Genomic DNA, 17,853 nt, shown 5'->3' with positions numbered 1-17,853 from the left:
TCCGGCAGAGACCTTTCTCATTCTGCCGGAGCACCGAGATGAGCTTCTCCCGTCGTGGCCTGATGGCGGCTGGCGCCAGCGGCATGATTGGCGGCCTGGGCGGCCTGCCTCTCCCTGGTGCAGGGCGGGCGGCCCTTGCGCAAAGCCCGGGCAGCGGCCGGACGCTGCGCTACGGCATCTCGATGGCCGACATCCCGCAGACCACCGGCCAGCCGGACCGCGGCGCCGGCGCCTACCAGTTCACCGGCCACACCCTCTACGACCCGCTGGTGGCGTGGGAGATGGACGTGGCCGACCGCCCCGGCCGGCTGGTGCCCGGCCTCGCCACGGCCTGGGAGACCGACCCGGCCGACCGCCGCCGCTGGGTCTTCACCCTGCGCCAGGGCGTCACCTTCCACGATGGCAGCGCCTTCGACGCGGATGCCGTCATCTGGAACTTCGAGAAGGTGATGAACCCGCAGGCGCCGCATTTCGACAACCGACAGGCGGCGCAGGTGCGGCCGCGCCTGCCCTCCGTCGCCGCCTGGCGCAAGCTCGGTGACATGACGGTGGAGGTGACCACCAAGGCGGTGGACAGCCTCTTCCCCTACCAGATGCTCTGGTTCCTCATCTCCTCGCCGGCGCAGTACGAGAAGCTGGGGCGGGACTGGCAGAAATTCGCCTTCGAGCCCTCCGGCACCGGCCCGTTCCGCCTGGCCCGCCTGGTGCCGCGCGCCAGCGCCGAGCTGGTGCGCAACACGCGCTACTGGAACCCCGCGCGCATCCCGAAGGCGGAGCGCGTCATCCTCGTCTGCGCGCCGGACGCGGTGATGCGCACCAACGCCCTGATCAGCGGCGCGGTGGACATGATCGAGACCCCCGCTCCGGACCTTGTGCCACAGCTCAAGGCGGGCGGCATGCGGATCGTCGAGAACGTCACGCCGCATGTGTGGAACTACCATCTCTCGCAGCTGGAGGGCTCGCCCTGGCGGGATCTGCGGCTGCGCAAGGCGGCCAACCTCGCCATCAACCGCGAGGAGGTGGTGGCGCTGATGAACGGGCTGGCCAAGCCGGCGGCGGGCGTGGTCGATCCCTCCTCCCCCTGGTTCGGCAAGCCCTCCTTCCAGGTGACGTACGACCCCGACGCTGCCCGCAAGCTGGTGGCCGAGGCCGGCTTCGGCCCGCGCAACCCGCTGAAGACCAAGTTCCTGGTGGCCACCGGCGGCTCCGGCCAGATGCTCTCCATGCCGATCAACGAGTATTGCCAGCAGGCGATGCGCGAGGTGGGGCTGGAGATCGAGCTGGTGCCGGTGGAGCTGGAGGTGCTCTACACCGCCTGGCGCCAGGGCGCGGCGGGGGAGCTGGCGAAGCAGAACGGCGTGACGGCCAACAACGTCGCCTATGTCACCTCCGACCCGCTCTACGCACTGATCCGCTTCTTCCACTCGAAGCAGGTGGCGCCCACCGGCGTGAACTGGAGCCACTACAACAGCCCCGAGGTGGACCGGCTGATCGACGAGGCCGTCACCAGCTTCGACACCGAGGCGCAGGACCGGCTGATGGCCCAGGTGCACCAGCGCGTGGTGGACGAGGCGCTGCTGGTCTTCGTGGTGCACGACACCAACCCGCACGCCATGAGCGGCAAGGTGGCCGGCTACACCCAGGCGCAGCACTGGTTCCAGGACCTGACGACGCTGGGCTGAGGCGGCGGCGGCGAGGGGCCGGCCCCTTGAGGGCGGGCGCCCGCGCTGCTAGGGGCGGCCACACCGCGAGGAGGCCGCCCGACCATGCTCCACCGCCGCAGCATCCTGGCCCTGCCGCTGGCGACAGCCCCCCTGGCAACCGCCACCCTGGCCCGCCCGGCGCTCGCGCAGGCCGGCTGGCCGCGCAGCGTCACCGACATGGTGGGGCGCGGCGTGACCCTGCCGCGGCCGCCGCGCCGCGTGGTGGCCGCCGAGAGCGCCGTGCTGCTGAACCTGTCGCTGATCCACCCCGACCCGGTGCCGCTGCTGGTGGGCATGGGCGGCGACCTGCGGCGCATCGACCCCGGCGCGATGGCGGCGCTCGCCGCCCGCTTCCTCGGGCTGGACGCCGTGCCGGAGCTGACCCGGCAGGTGGGCGAGGACCTGCCGCTGGAGCGGCTGATCGCCCTGGCGCCGGACCTGGTGCTGATGGCCGCCTGGCAGCACCGCCGCCCCGGCACGGCGGAGGCGCTGCGCACGCTGGAGCGGGCGGGCATCCCCGTGGTGTTCATCGACTTCTTCATCAATCCCCTCAGCCGCGCGCTGCCCTCGCTGCAATTGCTGGCCGAGGTGCTGGACCGGCGCGAGGCCGCCGCCGCCTATGCCGCCTTCTACACGGCGAAGCTGGAGGCGGTGCGCCGCGCCGTGGCCGGCCGGCGCGGCCCCGCCGTGCTGCTGCAGGCCTTCCCCGGCCGCTGGCCCTGCTGCTGGGTGGCGGGGGACCAGGGCGGGGGGGAGCTGGTGGCGGCGCTGGGCGGGCGCAACGCGGCGGAAGGCCAGCTTCCCGGGCCCTCGGGCGGCAACCTCTCGGTCGAGCAGGTGCTGGTGACGGAGCCGGAGGTCTATATCGGTACCGGCATGGCGCAGCCGCCGGAGGGCAGCGCCGCGCTGCGCCTGGGCTGGGGCGTGGCGCCGGAGGTGGCGCGGCGCAGCCTTGCGCAGGCGCTGCGCGCGCCGGAACTGGCGCACCTGCCGGCGGTGCGCCAGGGCCGCGCCTTCGGCCTGTGGAACTACCTCGGCGGCACGGCGCTGAACGTGGTGGCGCTGGAGGCGATGGCGGGCTGGCTCTACCCCGACCTCGCCGCCACGCTCGATCCGGCGGCGACGCTGGCCGAGATCAACGCCCGCTTCGCCGCCGCCCCCTGGCAGGGCACCTTCTGGACGGCGGCGTGACGCCTCACCAGCGATAGGCGAGGTTGGCGATCACCGTCCGCCCGGGGCCGTAGTAGCAGTAGTTGGCGCCGGTGCAGGAGGAGACGTACTCCTTGTCCGCCAGGTTGCTGCCATTCACGGAGACCTTGTAGCGGTCCCACTCATAGCTCACCGAGGCGTCGAACAGCGTGACGGACGGGGTGCGGTAGGCATTGGCGTTGTCGCCGTAGAAATTGCCCATGTAGCGCACGCCGCCGCCGAGGCCGAAGCCGGCGAGGCGGCTGCCCTCCTGGAAGCGGTACTGGCCCCAGAGATTGGCCATGTGCTCCGGCACCAGCGCCGGGCGGTTGCCCTGGCTGCCGCCGTTGTCGCTGGTGATCTCGGCGTCCATGTAGGTGTAGCTGGCGATCAGGCTGAGGCCTTCGGCCAGGCTGGCCACCGCCTCCAGCTCCAGCCCGCGCACGTTGATCTCGCCGGTCTGCACCTGCGCGGCGGGCACCACCGGGTCGCGGGTGGTGACGTTGGTCTGCGTCAGGTCGAAGGCCGAGGCGGTGAAGAAGCTGTTCATCCCCGGCGGCTGGTACTTCAGGCCGATCTCGTACTGCCGGCCCTCGGTGGGGCGGAAGGCCTCGCCGCCGGCGGTGGAGCCGGCGATCGGGTCGAAGGAGGTGGAATAGCTGACATAGGGCGAGAGGCCGTTCGGCGCTGCGTACATCAGCGCGGCGCGGCCGGTGAAGGCGTTGTCGTTCTGCGTGACGCGGTCGCCGTTCAGGCGGGAGGTCTGCTCGCTGCCGGCCCAGTCCTGCCGCCCGCCCAGCAGCAGGATCCAGTTGTTCCAGCGCATCTGGTCCTGGAGGTAGAGGCCGAGCTGGTGCAGGTCGTCGTTGCGGTTGAGGGCGTAGAAGGGGGCGCGGCGCGAGTCCGGCACCGCAAGGCCCCGGGCCGGGTTGAAGATGTCGACCGACGGGCCGGTGCCGAAATAGGTCTCGTAGCGGCCCCAGTACTGCCGCACATCGACGCCCGCCAGCACCTTGTGCACCACCGGGCCGGTGCTGAAATCGGCCTGCAGGCCGGTGTCGAGGTTGATCGTGTCGGATCGCTCGCGCTGCACCAGGGTGCCGCGGTTCAGCGTCCGCAAATCGGGCTGGAAACCGGTCGCGTACACGGTGTCGTACTTGACGGTGTTGTGCGTGTAGCGGGTGTTCTGCCGCAGCGTGAAGACGCTGTTCAGGCGCTTCTCGATATCCCAGCCCAGCGTGGTGGTGGTGACGTCGGAGCGGCTGAAATCCTCCTCGCCGGCATAGCGGCTGCGCGGGATCTTGCCGTTCGGGTTGTAGAGCAGCGTGCCTTGCGCCGGCAGGCCGATGGGCGAGCCGCCCTGGTCGTACTGGTAGGAGCCGAGCAGGGTGACGCGCGTCTCGCCATCCGGCCGCCAGGTGAGGGCGGGGGCGAAGAAGTAGCGGTCGTCGCCGACATGGTCCACATCGGTGTCGCTGTTCCGCACCAGCCCGGTTGCTCGGTAGGAGAACTGCCCGGCATCGTCCAGCGGCCCGCCCAGGTCGAAGGCGCCCTGGAAGCGGTCATTGTTGCCGGCGGAGAGGTTGACCTCGCCGAAGGGCGTCTCGGTCGGCCGCTTGCTCACCAGGTTGATCAACCCGCCCGGCACGGTCTGCCCGTAGAGCACCGAGGAGGGGCCGCGCACGATCTCGATGCGCTCCAGCCCGTACTGCTCGATGCTGGTGGGGCCGAACTGGCGCAGCAGGCGCAGCCCGTTGAGATACTGGCTTGGCCGCGCGTCGAAGCCGCGGATGCGCGCGGAATCGAAGCGCGGGTCGAAGCCGGAGAGGCCGGCGGTGACGCCGGGGGCGTAGCGCAGCGCCTCCTCCACGCTGCGCACCGCCTGGGCGTCGATGCGGTCCCGCGTGATGACGGTGATGGCCTGCGGTGTCTCGATCAGCGGCGTGTCGGTCTTGGTGGCGCCGGCGGCGCGGCCGGCGACGAAGCCCTGCACCGGGCCGGTGGCCGTCTCCCGCTGGCCCTGCACGTCCACCGTGGGCAGCAGGATGGCGCCGCCCTGGGCCAGCGGGGAGGGGCCGGCCTCCTGCGCCAGGGCGCCGGCCGAGAGCGCCAGCAGCACCGGGGCCAGGGAGAGAAAACGGTAGCGACGCAAGGACATGGCCATCGGCTCGGCACCTGGGAAAGGGTCGGAGATGCCGGCGCTTTAATTCAAGTGATAATTAATCGCAAACAATTGCGGCGCGAAGCCCTGCATGGCGCCGCCATTGATGCGGAAAAGGCACGCCGTCCCGGGGCCGCAACGGCACCGGGACGGCGGGCGCGCCGCCGCCCGGCTCGTCGCCCTGGCCGGTGATGCGCTCGCGCACCGCCGGGTCCTGCAGCGCCTTGTTCAGCGCCTCGTTGACGCGCTGGACGATCTCGGGCGGCGTGCCGCGCGGGGCCGAGATGCCGATCCAGCTGGTGATGGTGAAGTCCTGCACCCCCTGCTCGGCGGCGGTGGGGATGTCGGGGAAGGCGGGGGCGCGCTGCTCGCCCGTCACCATCAGCCCGCGCACCTGCCCAGCCTTGAGGAAGGGCGCCACCACCGAGGCGGCGTCGAACAGGCAGGAGAAGCGGCCGGCGATGAAATCCTGCATCGCGGGGCCGGAGCCGCGATAGGGGATGCTCTCCATGGCCGGGTTGCCGATGCGGGTGCGGAACAGCTCCATCGCGCAATGCGACATGCTGCCGGCGGCGGCGGTGCCGTAGTCGATGCCCTTGGGCTGCGCCTTCACCCAGGCGGCGAACTCGCTCACGGTTCTGGCCGGCACGGAAGGATGCACGCAGAGCACCAGCGAGCTCTGCAGCGCGAGGCCGACCGAGACCAGCTCCAGCGGGTTGATGGTCATGCCCGGGAAGGTGTGCGGGTTGATGGCCATGGAGCTCGAATTGGCGGCGAGCATGGTGTAGCCGTCGGGGCGCGCGCGCAGCACCGCCTCGGTGCCGATGTTGCCGCCGGCGCCGCCGCGGTTCTCGATCACCACCGACTGGCCCAGCGCCGCGGACATGCCGGCCTGGATGACGCGGGCGGCGAAATCGGTCTGGCCGCCGGGGGGGAAGCCCACCACCAGCGTCAGCGGCCGGGTGGGCCAGGCCTGCGCCAGCGCCAGGCGCGGCGCCGCCAGCCCGGCGGCCGTGGCGCCGAGGCCGGCACCCAGCACGGCGCGGCGGGAAAGGGCAGGAGGGGCGTCGTTCTTCTCGGTCATCCCGGTGTTCTTTCTTGGAGGCATGAGGCGGCGCGGCGGGCAGGCCGGCCGGTGCCGCTGGATGCGCCGCCGGAGGACCATGCCGGTCCTCCCGCGCGCGCCATTCCGGCGGCAGGCCGGCCCGTGCGGGGCCGATTCATGAGCGGCATGACTAGAAGGGCGGGGGCATCAAGGTCCAGCGCAATAAATGGCGGGTGACATATCCATTCTGGTATATCGCGCCCATGCCCCGCACCCCGCCCCCGCCCGCCGCGCCACGCCGCCTGCCGCCGGACTGGTACGCCCGCAGCCGGCTGAAGCTGCGGCATCTCCAGCTGCTGACGGCGATGGACGACCTGCGCAACCTGAACCGCGCGGCGCAGAGCCTGGGGCTGACGCAGCCCGCCGCCTCCAAGCTGCTGGCCGAGATCGAGCAGATCGTCGGCGTGCCGCTGTTCGAGCGCCGGCCGCGCGGGGTGGAGCCCAACCTCCAGGGCGAGGTGCTGCTGCGCCGCGCCCGCACCGTGCTGGTGGCGCTGGAACAGGCCGGGGAGGAGCTCAACTCCCTGCGGAGCGGCGCGGGGGGCACGGTGGCCATCGGCGCCGTCACCGGCCCGGCGGTGGATGGCCTCGCGCGTGCCGTGGAACTGGCGCAGCAGCGCAGCCCGGCGCTGCGCATCTCGGTGGAGGTGGAGACCAGCGCGCCCCTGGTGGAGCGGCTGCGCGCCGGGCGGCTGGATTTCGTGCTGGCGCGCATCCCGCAGGGCGCCAGCGCCGCCGGGCTGGAATACCGCGAGGTGGGGGAGGAGCCGCTCTGCTTCCTGGTGGGGCAGGGGCACCCGCTGCTGGCCGGCCCGCCGCCCGGCCTGGCGGCGCTGCTGGGCTACCCCTGGGTGCTGGAGCCGCCCGGCAGCCTGCTGCGGCAGGCGGTGGGGACCATGGTGGCCCGCCACGGGCTGAGCCTGCCGGGGCGGGTGCTCAACACCGCCTCCGCCCTGCTGGCGCTCTCCGTGCTCGGGCGTGGCGAGGCGGTGTGCGTGGTGAGCGAGCCGGTGGCCGCGCTGTTCGACGGCGCCGGCCGGGTGTGCCGCCTGCCGCCGCCGCCAGAGGAGCCGCATCTGGCCGTGCCGCCCTTCGGGCTGATCCGGCTGAAGGACCGGCCTCTCTCCCCTGCGGCGCAGGGGTTTTTCGGGCTGCTGGAGACGGTGCTGTTTCCCGCCTGAGATATTGAAAATGGCATGTCGGAGGCCGCTCTTGTCATTGGCCCGGCATGTCTCTCCGCCCTACACTGCGCGATGGCCGGGGCGCCGACACTGCCGCCGGCGCACAGGGAAGGGGACGGGGCCGATGGCCGGGGACGACACCAAGAAAAGCACGCTGCGCAGCCAGGCCTGGTTTGGCCGGCAGGACAAGATGGGCTTCTACTACCGCTCCTTCCTGAAGAACCGCGGCATCCCGCAGGACCAGTTCGAGGGCCGCCCGGTCATCGGCATCTGCAACACCTGGTCCGAGCTGAACCCCTGCAACAGCCATTTCCGCACCATCGCCGAGCATGTGCGCTACGGGGTGCTGGAGGCGGGCGGCTTCCCGCTGGAATTCCCCGTCTCCTCGCTGGGCGAGGTGACGATGCGGCCAACCGCCATGCTCTACCGCAACCTCGCCGCCATGGATGTGGAGGAGGGCATCCGCGCCCATCCGCTGGACGGCGTGGTGCTGCTGATGGGCTGCGACAAGACGACGCCCGCGCTGCTCATGGGCGCAGCCAGCGCCGACCTGCCCGCCATCGGCGTCTCCGGCGGGCCGCAGCTGCGCGGCGTGTACCAGGGCAAGATGATCGGCTCCGGCACCAACATCATCTCGATGAGCGAGCAGCTCCGTGCCGGTGAGATCACGCTGAAGGAGTTCCACGAGGCCGAGGCAGGGATGAACCGCAGCCACGGCTCCTGCATGACCATGGGCACCGCCTCCTCCATGGCCTCGATGGTGGAGGCGCTGGGCATTGGCCTGCCGACCAATGCCGCCATCCCCGCCGTCGATGCCCGCCGCAACGAGCTGGCGCGCATGGCCGGGCGCCGCATCGTGCAGATGGTGGCCGAGGACCTGACACCGACCAAGATCCTGACGCGCGCGGCCTTCGAGAACGCCATCCGCACGCTCGCCGCCATCGGCGGCTCGACCAATGCGGTGGTGCACCTCATCGCCATCGCCCGCCGCATCGGCGTGGACCTGACGCTGGACGATTTCGACCGGCTTGGCCGTGGCGTCCATTGCCAGGTGAACCTGATGCCCTCCGGCGAGTACCTGATGGAGGATTTCTACTATGCCGGCGGCCTGCCGGTGGTGCTGCGCGACCTGGCCGAGCAGGGGCTGCTGCACAAGGACGCGCTGACGGTGAACGGCCGCACCATCTGGGAGAACGTGCAGGACGCGCAGTGCTGGAACCGCGCCGTCATCACCACGCCGGAGGCGCCGTTCAAGCCGGATGCCGGCATCGCCATCCTGCGCGGCAACCTCGCGCCCGATGGCGCGGTGATCAAGCCTTCCGCCGCCTCGCCGCACCTGATGAAGCACACCGGCCGCGCCGTGGTGTTCGAGAGCATCGAGCACCTGCACCACGCGGTGGACGATGACAGCCTCTACATCGACGCGGACTGCATCATGGTGCTGCAGAATTGCGGCCCGCGCGGCTACCCCGGCATGGCCGAGGTGGGCAACATGCCGCTGCCGCAGAAGCTGCTGAAGCAGGGCGTGCGGGACATGGTGCGGATCTCCGATGCCCGCATGTCCGGCACCGCCTATGGCACGGTGGTGCTGCACGTGGCGCCAGAGGCGGCGGCTGGCGGCCCGCTCGCCCTGGTGCGGAACGGCGACCTCATCACGCTGGACGTGAAGGCCGGCACGCTGCACCTGCATGTGGAGGAGGCGGAACTGGCCGCCCGCCGCGCCGCCTGGACGCCGCCCGCGCCGCCGATGGACCGTGGCTACACCCGGCTTTATGTGGAGCATGTGTTGCAGGCCGATCAGGGCGCCGATTTCGACTTCCTGGTCGGCAAGAGCGGCTCCCCCGTCCCCCGCGACAATCACTGACAGAAAAAAGATGGGGGTCCGGGGGAATTCCTTCCCCCGGCCTTCTTTTGTTTGAGGGAGTAAAAGAAATGCCCACCCCCCCCCGCTACCGCGGCGTGTTCCCCGTCGTGCCGACCATCTTCGACGAGAGCGGCGCGCTCGACCTGCCTGGCCAGCTCCGCGCCGTGGACTTCATGATCGATGCCGGCTCGGATGGCCTGTGCATCCTGGCCAATTTCTCCGAGCAGTTCGTGCTCTCCGACGAGGAGCGCGAGGTGCTGACGGCGGCGATCCTGAAGCATGTGGCGGGCCGCGTGCCGGTAATCGTCACCACCACGCATTTCAGCTCGCGCGTCTGTGCCGAGCGCAGCCGCCGTGCCGAGGCGCAGGGCGCGGCGATGGTGATGGTCATGCCGCCCTATCACGGCGCCACCATCCGCGTCGGCGAGGCGGGCGTGCAGGCGTTCTTCCAGGCTGTCTCGGATGCCATCGGCATTCCGATCATGATCCAGGACGCGCCGGTGGCCGGCACGCCGCTTTCCGCCCCCTTCCTGGCGAAGATGGCGCGGGAGATCGAGCAGGTTTCCTACTTCAAGATCGAGACCGCCGGTGCCGCGACCAAGCTGCGCGAGTTGATCGCGCTGGGCGGCGACGCGATCGAGGGGCCGTGGGATGGCGAGGAGGCGATCACCCTCTTCCCCGACCTGGAGGCGGGAGCCACCGGCAGCATGACCGGCGGCGGCTACCCGGACGGCATCAAGCCCATCCTGGAGGATTACCGCGCCGGCCGGCGCGAGGCGGCGATGGCCGGCTATGCCCGCTGGCTGCCGCTGATCAACTATGAGAACCGCCAGGCCGGGCTGCTGGCGGCCAAGGCGCTGATGCAGGCGGGCGGCATCATCGGCTGCGACGCGCCGCGCCACCCCGTGGCGCCGCTGCACCCCAAGGTGCGCGAGGGGCTGCTGGAGACGGCGCGGGCGCTGGACCCGATGGTGCTGCGCTGGGGCCGCTGACCAGGGCCGGGGAGGGGGCCTACCCCTCCTCCGCCTCGCCGAAGCTGAGCCCCTCGTAGAGCTCGGCGAGCGGGATGGAGAGGCCGATCTCGGGCATCTCCAGCACCGCATCGGCGCGCAGCACATGGCCCACCCAGTCCTCGCCCATGCGGGCGAAGACGGTCGCGGCGATGCGGTCCTGCTCCAGCATCACGTAGCGGCGGATGGAGGGGGTGGCGGCGTATTCGTGGTTCTTGGTGATGCGGTCCGTGCCGGCGGTGCTGTTGCTCAGTACCTCGAACACCACCACCGGGTCCCGCACCAGGGTGCTGTCATTGGCGGCGGGGGTGCAGGTCACCAGCCCGTCCGGGTAGCGGATGCTGCCCGCCACCAGCACCTTCAGGTCCGACCCCGCGAACTGGCAGGGCTTCCCGCGCAGCCGCCCGCCCACCGAGATGGCGAGGTTGCGCTGGATGAAGGCGTGCGCCCGCGTGCCGCCCACCATGGCCACGGGCCGGGCGCCGTCGAACTCGAAGCGCAGCTCCTGGCCTTCCTCCCAGTCGAGGAACTCCGACAGGCTCATCGGCTTGCGATAGGCGAGGTTCATGGCGGCCAGCCTAGCATGAAGGGGCACCGGGACTTCCAGCCCGGAGATGGGGCGGCGGGCGCGGGCCCGCCAGCCCCCGCCCCGCTCAGGCCGCCTTGGCGGCGTCCAGCGCCGGATAGTCCACATAGCCCTCGGCGCCGCCGGCGTAGAGGGTGTCGCGGTTCACCTCGTTCAGCGGCGCGCCCAGGCGCAGGCGCTCCGGCAGGTCCGGGTTGGCGATGAACTTCAGGCCAAAGCTGATGGCATCCGCCCGGCCCTCCGCCAGATCCGCCGCCGCCTGCTCAGGCGAGAAGCGCTCATTGGCGATGAAGGGGCCGCCGAAGGCCGCACGCAGCTGCGGGCCGATGCGGTCCGGCGCCTCGTGCTCGCGGGCGAAGAGGAAGGCGATCTTCCGCCGGCCCAGTTCGCGCGCCACGTAGCCGAAGGTAGCGAGGCGGTCGCTGTCGCCCATGTCGTGGCTGTCGGCGCGGGGGGCGAGGTGCATGCCCACCCGGTCGGCGCCCCAGACGCCGATGGCGGCGTCCGTCACTTCCAGCATCAGCCGGGCGCGGTTCTCGACCGGGCCGCCATACTCGTCGGTGCGGCGGTTGGTGGAATCCTGGAGGAACTGGTCGAGCAGGTAGCCATTGGCGCCATGGATCTCGACGCCGTCGAAGCCGGCGCGCTGCGCGTTCTCGGCGCCGCGGCGGTAGGCGGCGACGATGCCGGGGATCTCGTCCGTCTCCAGCGCGCGGGGCGTCACATAGGGGCGCTGCGGCCGCACCAGGCTGACATGGCCGGCCGGCTGGATGGCGCTCGGCGCCACGGGCAGGGCGCCGTCGAGGAAGATGGGGTCGGAGATGCGGCCGACATGCCAGAGCTGCAGCATGATCCGCCCGCCGGCCGCGTGCACGGCGTCGGTGATCATCTTCCAGCCCTCGACCTGCGCCTCGGACCAGATGCCGGGGGTGTTGGCATAGCCCACGCCCATCGGCGTGACCGAGGTGGCCTCGGACAGGATCAGCCCGGCGGAGGCGCGCTGCACGTAGTAGTCGCGCATCATCGGCGTCGGCACCCGGTCCGGCGTGGCGCGGGAGCGGGTGAGGGGGGCCATGATGATGCGGTTGGGCGCCTCGATCGCGCCGAGGCGGATGGGGTCGAACAGTGTGGGCATTGCGCTATATCTCGTCCAGGCGTGACGGGAACCGGGAGGGTGCCCGTTGTTCGATGATCGTCGAATATCGAACAACTAGGAGGAGACGAGCCGGATGCAAGACCCCTATCCGCATCCCGAGATCGGCGCGGTGCCGCTGACCGAGGTGCTGCACGCGCTGAGCGACCCGCTGCGGCTGCGCATCCTGGCCGCCCTGGCGGCGGAAGGGGAGCGCGGCTGGGGCGCGTTCGAGGCGGGCGTCTCGCCCTCCACCCTCTCGCATCACATGAAGGTGCTGCGGCAGGCGGGGCTGGTGCGGCACCGCCGGGAAGGCACGCGCTGCGTCGTGGCGCTGCGCGACGAGATGGCGGAGCGCTTCCCCGGCCTGCTGGACACGGTGCTGGCGCTGGAATCCCGGACCAGCCCGGCTTCCTGACAGGCCCAGATGATGGGAGTGCCGGGGGGAGGAGTTCCGTCGCCCTCCCCCGGCGCTGCCGCTCAGCGGGCTGCGGTGAACACCACCTCGATCAGCGTGTTCGGCCCGAGATCGGCGACGCCGATGGTGGCGCGGGTCGGCAGGTCGTCGCCGAAGAAGGCGGTCCAGGCCGCGTTCATCTCGTCCTTCAGCGCCATGTCGGTGATGTAGATGGTGGCGGCGAGCACCTTGCCGCGATCGCTGCCCACCTCGTCCAGCAGCTTGCCGAAGCGCGCCAGCACCTGCTCGGTCTGGCTCTTCATGCCCTGGCTGCGGTCCTCCGCCACCAGCCCGCCGACATAGAGCACGCCGTTGTGCTCGACGAAGCGGTGCATGATGGGGGTGCGGCCGTGGCGCTGAATGGTCATCCGTCAGGTCTCCTGGAGGTTCGGCGCGCGGCGCGTGCCGGCGGCGCGGGTGGCATAGTGCGGCAGGCCGGCCCGGCCTGCCAGAGGGGCAGGGCGCCCCCTGTTCAGCCCGCGCCGGATTCGATACGGTCTTGATGTGGCGCCGGGATCTCCCGCGCCTCGCTCCTCCGGGCCAGGCGAAGGGCCCGCGGCGTGCGCGGCCCCGCTGCCTCAGAAACATGCCTCAGCGAAAACAACATCAGCAAAAACAACACCGGAGGAGTACGACCATGACGATGGATCGCCGCACCCTGTTGCGCGCCGCCACGGGCCTTGCCGTCGGTGCCGGGCTGCTGCCCGCCGCCAGCTGGCACGCCGAGGCCGCCGCCCCGTTCCGCAACGACGTGCCGCCCGCCTGGTACCGCTTCCGCCTCGGCGGCTACGAGGCCACGGTGATCTCCGACGGGCGCCTGCCGCTCGGCAAGCCGGAGCCGGCCTTCCCGGCCTCGCCGCCGGAGGAGATCGTGGGCCTGCTGCGCGGCAACTTCCTGCCCCCCGACGCCGCGACGCTGGAGCAGAACGTGCTGGTGCTGAACACCGGCCGCCAGCTCATCCTGTTCGACACCGGCATGGGCGAGAGCATGGGGGCGGACAGCAAGATGTTCGGCCCCACCACGGGGCGGATGCTGGCCAACATGCGCGCCGCCGGCATCCAGCCGGAGCAGATCGACCTCGTGGTGCTCAGCCACGCGCATTGCGACCATTGCTGGGGCCTGGTGGACGCCGCCGGCAACCGCGTCTTCCCCAACGCGCAGGTGGCGCTGAGCGAGGCCGATCTCCGCTACTGGACGGATGACAGCAACAAGCGCGGCCCGGCCTTCATGACCAGCTTCATCGATGGCGCGAAGAAGAACCTCTCCGCCTATCGCGACCGCATGGTGATGGTGAAGGACGGGGCGGAGGTGGTGCCCGGCATCACCGCCATCTCCACGCCGGGCCATACGGTCGGCCACACCTGCTACACCATCGAGAGCGATGGCCAGAGCATGGTCTACACGGGCGACCTGGCGCACCACCACATCCTGCTGCTGCAGCGGCCGCTGTGGGAATTCTCCTTCGACACCGATCCGAAGCTCTCCGCCCAGTCGCGCAGCCGCATGCTCGACCGGCTGGCGACGGACCGGCAGGCGGTGCTGTCCTACCACTTCCCCTGGCCGGGGCTCGGCCATGTGGCGAAGGCCGGCGAGGGCTATGTCTGGGTGCCGGAGCCGATGGACCTGACAAGCGCCGGCTGATGCGTCCGCACCCCGGAGCAGGACGCTCCGGGGTGCTTCACCATGCCGTCCGTCTATGACTTATAATGAACATTATGACAAATATTGGCCGACGTGGCGCCTCACCCGGGGCGTGGCGCCCGCCGCCGCCCCGGCCGGACGGCTCGCCGGGCGCCGCTCAGGCTTCCAGCGGCCGCATGGCGCCCGCGCGCAGCGTGGCCTCCGTGCGCGCCTGCAATTCGTCCAGGCCGAGGCCGGGCAGGATCTCCTCCACCTCCAGCCCCTCCGGCCGCACGGCGATCACCGCGAGGTTGGTGAAGATGCGCTTCACCACGCCGGTGGCCGTTAGCGGGTAGCGGCACTGGCGCAGGATGCGTGGGCTGCCATCCCGCGCCGTGTGCTCCATCATCACCCAGATCTGCCTGGCGCCCACGGCGAGGTCCATCGCCCCGCCCACCGCCGGCACGCCTTCGCCGAGGCCGGTGGACCAGTTGGCGAGGTCGCCCGCCTCGGAGACCTGGAAGGCGCCCAGCACCGAGACGTCGAGATGGCCGCCCCGCATCATCGCGAAGCTCAGCGCGCTGTCGAAGAAGCTGCCGCCGCTCCGCAGGCTCACCGGCTGCTTGCCGGCGTTGATCAGGTCCCAGTTCTCCTGCCCGGCCGGCGGGCGCGCCCCGACATGCAGGATGCCGTTCTCGCTGTGCAGGAAGATCTCGTTCTCGGGCGGGATATGGTCCGGCACCATGTCCGGCAGGCCGATGCCGAGGTTGACGAAGGCGCCGTCTGGAATGGCGCGGGCCACGCGGCGGGCCATCTGCTCGCGGTTCAGCGGCGTGCTCATTGCGGCGCCTCCCTCTGCACCACGCGGTCCACGAAGATGCCGGGCGTCACCACCGCCTCCGGGTCCAGCGCGCCGAGCTCGACAAATTCCTCCACCTCGACCACCACCAGCTTCGCGGCGGTGGCCATCACGGGGGCGAAGTTGCGGGCGGTCTTGTTGTAGGTGAGGTTGCCCAGGCGGTCCGCCTGCCGGCCGCGCAGCAGCGCCACGTCGGCGGAGAGCGGCATCTCCAGCACATGCTCGCGCCCGTCGATCATGCGCGTCTCCTTGCCCTCGGCCAGGGCGGTGCCGGCGCCGACGGGGGTGTAGAAGCCGCCGAGCCCGGCGCCGGCGCAGCGCATCCGCTCCACCAGCGTGCCCTGCGGCACCAGTTCCAACTCGATCTTGCCGGCCATGTAGAGGGTGGTGAAGCTCGCCGTCGTGTGCAGCTTGGACTTGGGGTAGGAGCAGACGAGCTTGCGCACCTGCCCCGCCTCCAGCCAGATGCGCAGGTCCGGCTCCGCGCTGCCGCCATTGTTGGCGATCACCGTCAGGTCGCGCAGCCCGGCGCGATGCACCGCGGCGACCAGCCCGAGCGGCGTGCCGGCGCCGCCGAAGCCGCCCAGCATGATGGTGGCGCCATGGCCGATGCCGGCGATGGCCTCCGTGAACGATGCGACGCGCCTGTCCAGCATTGCGCTGCCGGTCCTCCCTGTGTTTGCGGCCCTGCGGCCGTCTTCTCGCCTGGTGGCGCGCGGCGGGCGGTCAGCGCGCGCCGAGCAGCTTCCAGATCCCGTCCGCCGCCAGCACCATGCGGTCTCCCACGGTCAGCGTGCCGCGCACGAACATCACCGAGCGGCCACGCCGCATCACCTCGCCGCGCGCCTCGACGAACTCGCCCGGATGCGCCGCGGAGAGGAAGTGGGTGTTGAGCTGCATCGTCACGGCCGGCTGGCGCCCCGACGCCTCGTGCACGACGAGGCCGAGCGCGTTGTCGGCCAGCGTCACCAGCATGCCGCCATGCACGATGCCGCGCGCATTGCTGTGTTGCGGCCCGGCGAGGAAGCCATAGGCCCAGCTCTCGCCCTCGCGCCGGGCCCAGAGCGGGCCGACCAGGGTGGAAAAGTTGGAGTTGCCCCGGGGTTGCCAGCCGGCGCCGGCGGGGTCGAAGGCGCCCGTGCCGGAGGAGGGCGGGCTGGCGGTGGAGATGTCTGCGCCCGGAGGGGGCATGGGATCGTTCCTCTTGGCGCCATCATTTCCGCTAAGCGGAATAACGTTCCATTTTTGCTGGCCGAGTATGCGCGCCCGCCACGGCCCGTCAAGCCATGCGCCCGGGGCCTCGACAGCACCCCCCCGCCACCCGATATGCGGGTCCGCGGCCCGGGCCTGCCGGGCCACCCGCATCCGAGGGAGACGCCGCATGGATACCAACACCATCACCTACCCGGTGACGCGGACCGAGGCGGAATGGCGCGCCCGCCTGACACCCGAGCAGTACCGGGTGATGCGCGCCCACGGCACGGAGCGCCCGGGCAGCTGCGCCCTGCTGCACGAGAAGCGCGCCGGCACCTTCACCTGCGCCGGCTGCGACCAGCCGCTGTTCAGCACCGAGGGGAAGTTCGAGAGCGGCACCGGCTGGCCGAGCTTCGGCGCGCCGCTGGAAGGCGCCGTCGGCGTCAGCCGGGACATGAGCCACGGCATGGTGCGCACCGAGGTCCATTGCGCCAGCTGCGGCAGCCATCTGGGCCATGTCTTCCCCGACGGCCCGCCGCCCACGCATCTGCGCTACTGCATCAACGGCGTGGCGATGGACTTCCACCCCGCCTGACACCCCGCCTGAGGGGGCGGCGCGGATGGCGGCGGGCGCCCCGGGGTTGCCTCCCCGCCCCGCTGGCGGAATGATGAACCTGAAGGCGCCGGTACGGGCGCCGCAAGGGAGGTTCATCATGCAGAACTGGTCGAGGCGCGCCATCCTGGGCGGGCTGGCGGCACTGCCCGCCATCCGCGCATCCGCCGACACCTGGCCATCCGGCACCATCCGCATCGTCGTGCCCTTCGCGCCCGGCGGTTCCACCGACGCCGTGGCGCGGCTGGCGGCGCCCGGCCTGCAGCAGCGCCTCGGCGTGCCGATCGTGGTGGAGAACCGCAGCGGCGCGGCCGGCAGCATCGGCACCGATGTCGCCGCCAAGGCCCGGCCCGACGGGCAGACCTGGCTGCTGACCTTCGACTCTCATGCCGTGATGCCGGTGCTGGTGCCCAGCCTTCCCTTCGACATCCAGCGCGACCTGGCGCCCGTCACCCAGATCGGCCATGCGCCCTATGTGGTGGCCTGCCAGCCGGGCAAGCCCTACAAGACCATGGCCGACGTCCTGGCCGCGGCCAAGCGCGGCGGCGTCACCTTCGGCTCCACCGGCAACGGCACCATCGGGCACCTCGCCATGCTGATGCTGGCCCGCCGCGCCGGGGTGAGCATGACCCACCTGCCCTATCGCGGCGGCGGGTTGGCGGTGAACGACGCGGTGGCCGGCCATATCGACATGATGATCGGCAGCAGCGCCCTGCTCGCGCCGCACATCTCCGCCGGCTCGCTGCGGCCGCTGCTGCAGCTGGGCGAGCAGCGGCTGGCCGGCCTGCCGGAGGTGCCCACCACCGCCGAGGCCGGCTTCCCGGGCCTGACCGCCGTGGCCTGGTGGGGCGTCTTCGCCCCGGCGGGAACGCCGGAGCCGGTCATCCAGCGCTTCCGCGCGGCGCTGGTCGAGACCTACCGGGAGCCGCGCATCGCCAGCCAGTTCGCCGAGCTGAACCAGGCGGAACTCGTGCTCTCCGAGCCCGCGGATCTCGCCCGCTTCGTCGGCACGCAGATCGACAGCTGGGGCCGGGTGGCGCGGGACAACGGCGTGCGCCCCGACTGACGGCCAGGCCAGGGGCACCGCCCCTGGCCCTCCCCCGCGCCTTGCCTCGCCTTGACAGGGTAATTGGAACGTTCCAATCCTGCCATGGCACAGCGAGACGCGGGCGCGGATGC

17 protein-coding genes are annotated in these 17,853 nt (G+C 71.4%); 9 read left to right on the top strand and 8 right to left on the bottom strand.

Annotated elements, in window-relative coordinates; genetic code table 11:
• Positions 1-38 precede the first annotated feature (38 nt).
• The gene (locus tag ACFOY6_RS02960) at positions 39-1,682 is read left to right on the top strand and encodes an ABC transporter substrate-binding protein (RefSeq protein ID WP_379648846.1); all 1,644 of its coding nucleotides are present in this window, start codon (positions 39-41) and stop codon (positions 1,680-1,682) included.
• A gap of 84 nt (positions 1,683-1,766) precedes the next feature.
• On the top strand, positions 1,767-2,894 hold the full coding sequence (locus tag ACFOY6_RS02955) for an ABC transporter substrate-binding protein (RefSeq protein WP_379648843.1): 1,128 nt from the start codon (positions 1,767-1,769) through the stop codon (positions 2,892-2,894).
• A gap of 4 nt (positions 2,895-2,898) precedes the next feature.
• Here the strand turns inward: ACFOY6_RS02955 and ACFOY6_RS02950 are convergent, their stop codons facing one another.
• Together ACFOY6_RS02950 and ACFOY6_RS02945 are read right to left on the bottom strand one after the other, a co-directional pair.
• Positions 2,899-5,055 (bottom strand): TonB-dependent siderophore receptor, encoded by a 2,157-nt coding sequence (locus ACFOY6_RS02950; protein WP_379648841.1) that lies wholly within the window; start codon positions 5,053-5,055, stop codon positions 2,899-2,901.
• Positions 5,056-5,110: 55 nt separating this feature from the next.
• Positions 5,111-6,136, bottom strand: a complete 1,026-nt coding sequence (locus ACFOY6_RS02945) for a Bug family tripartite tricarboxylate transporter substrate binding protein (RefSeq protein ID WP_379648839.1) — start codon at positions 6,134-6,136, stop codon at positions 5,111-5,113.
• A gap of 224 nt (positions 6,137-6,360) precedes the next feature.
• On the opposite strand from ACFOY6_RS02945, the gene ACFOY6_RS02940 reads away from it, so the two are divergent.
• From ACFOY6_RS02940 to ACFOY6_RS02930, 3 genes are all read left to right on the top strand, one after another.
• Complete coding sequence (locus tag ACFOY6_RS02940; RefSeq protein WP_379648837.1) at positions 6,361-7,338, top strand: LysR substrate-binding domain-containing protein; 978 nt, start codon at positions 6,361-6,363, stop codon at positions 7,336-7,338.
• A 124-nt stretch (positions 7,339-7,462) separates the two neighbouring features.
• Positions 7,463-9,202, top strand: coding sequence for an IlvD/Edd family dehydratase (locus ACFOY6_RS02935; protein WP_379641158.1), 1,740 nt, complete (start codon positions 7,463-7,465; stop codon positions 9,200-9,202).
• Between the two features lie 68 nt (positions 9,203-9,270).
• Complete coding sequence (locus tag ACFOY6_RS02930; RefSeq protein ID WP_379648835.1) at positions 9,271-10,194, top strand: dihydrodipicolinate synthase family protein; 924 nt, start codon at positions 9,271-9,273, stop codon at positions 10,192-10,194.
• A gap of 19 nt (positions 10,195-10,213) precedes the next feature.
• Here ACFOY6_RS02930 and ACFOY6_RS02925 read toward each other — a convergent pair whose 3' ends face one another.
• Positions 10,214-10,780: a Uma2 family endonuclease gene (locus tag ACFOY6_RS02925; RefSeq protein WP_379641156.1), complete on the bottom strand. Its 567-nt coding sequence runs from the start codon at positions 10,778-10,780 to the stop codon at positions 10,214-10,216.
• Between the two features lie 85 nt (positions 10,781-10,865).
• Positions 10,866-11,933: an alkene reductase gene (locus tag ACFOY6_RS02920; protein WP_379648833.1), complete on the bottom strand. Its 1,068-nt coding sequence runs from the start codon at positions 11,931-11,933 to the stop codon at positions 10,866-10,868.
• Between the two features lie 94 nt (positions 11,934-12,027).
• On the opposite strand from ACFOY6_RS02920, the gene ACFOY6_RS02915 reads away from it, so the two are divergent.
• On the top strand, positions 12,028-12,348 hold the full coding sequence (locus ACFOY6_RS02915) for an ArsR/SmtB family transcription factor (RefSeq protein ID WP_109517527.1): 321 nt from the start codon (positions 12,028-12,030) through the stop codon (positions 12,346-12,348).
• Between the two features lie 62 nt (positions 12,349-12,410).
• On the opposite strand, the gene ACFOY6_RS02910 is transcribed toward ACFOY6_RS02915, so the two are convergent.
• Positions 12,411-12,755 carry a RidA family protein gene (locus ACFOY6_RS02910; RefSeq protein ID WP_379641152.1) on the bottom strand — a complete coding sequence of 115 codons (345 nt, stop codon included), beginning with the start codon at positions 12,753-12,755 and terminating at the stop codon, positions 12,411-12,413.
• 269 nt (positions 12,756-13,024) lie between these two features.
• On the opposite strand from ACFOY6_RS02910, the gene ACFOY6_RS02905 reads away from it, so the two are divergent.
• Positions 13,025-14,029, top strand: coding sequence for an MBL fold metallo-hydrolase (locus tag ACFOY6_RS02905; RefSeq protein WP_245906399.1), 1,005 nt, complete (start codon positions 13,025-13,027; stop codon positions 14,027-14,029).
• A gap of 157 nt (positions 14,030-14,186) precedes the next feature.
• On the opposite strand, the gene ACFOY6_RS02900 is transcribed toward ACFOY6_RS02905, so the two are convergent.
• From ACFOY6_RS02900 to ACFOY6_RS02890, 3 genes are all read right to left on the bottom strand, one after another.
• Positions 14,187-14,849, bottom strand: a complete 663-nt coding sequence (locus tag ACFOY6_RS02900; protein ID WP_379648831.1) for a 3-oxoacid CoA-transferase subunit B — start codon at positions 14,847-14,849, stop codon at positions 14,187-14,189.
• Positions 14,846-15,523 (bottom strand): 3-oxoacid CoA-transferase subunit A, encoded by a 678-nt coding sequence (locus ACFOY6_RS02895; RefSeq protein ID WP_379648829.1) that lies wholly within the window; start codon positions 15,521-15,523, stop codon positions 14,846-14,848. The genes ACFOY6_RS02900 and ACFOY6_RS02895 overlap by 4 nt, the downstream gene beginning before the upstream one ends.
• A 70-nt stretch (positions 15,524-15,593) precedes the next feature.
• Positions 15,594-16,058 (bottom strand): PaaI family thioesterase, encoded by a 465-nt coding sequence (locus tag ACFOY6_RS02890; protein ID WP_379641144.1) that lies wholly within the window; start codon positions 16,056-16,058, stop codon positions 15,594-15,596.
• 190 nt (positions 16,059-16,248) lie between these two features.
• Between ACFOY6_RS02890 and msrB the strand changes: the two genes are divergently transcribed.
• Together msrB and ACFOY6_RS02880 are read left to right on the top strand one after the other, a co-directional pair.
• Positions 16,249-16,656: a peptide-methionine (R)-S-oxide reductase MsrB gene (msrB, locus tag ACFOY6_RS02885; protein WP_109517522.1), complete on the top strand. Its 408-nt coding sequence runs from the start codon at positions 16,249-16,251 to the stop codon at positions 16,654-16,656.
• Between the two features lie 118 nt (positions 16,657-16,774).
• Positions 16,775-17,740 carry a Bug family tripartite tricarboxylate transporter substrate binding protein gene (locus tag ACFOY6_RS02880; RefSeq protein WP_181378158.1) on the top strand — a complete coding sequence of 322 codons (966 nt, stop codon included), beginning with the start codon at positions 16,775-16,777 and terminating at the stop codon, positions 17,738-17,740.
• The last annotated feature ends 113 nt before the right edge of the window (positions 17,741-17,853 follow it).

The sequence above is a fragment of the Teichococcus aestuarii genome (assembly GCF_042651065.1).
Classification (GTDB): Bacteria; Pseudomonadota; Alphaproteobacteria; order Acetobacterales; family Acetobacteraceae; genus Pseudoroseomonas; species Pseudoroseomonas aestuarii.
The sequence above is the reverse complement of the archived record's forward strand: the minus strand, read 5'-3'. Positions and strand labels throughout refer to the sequence as shown.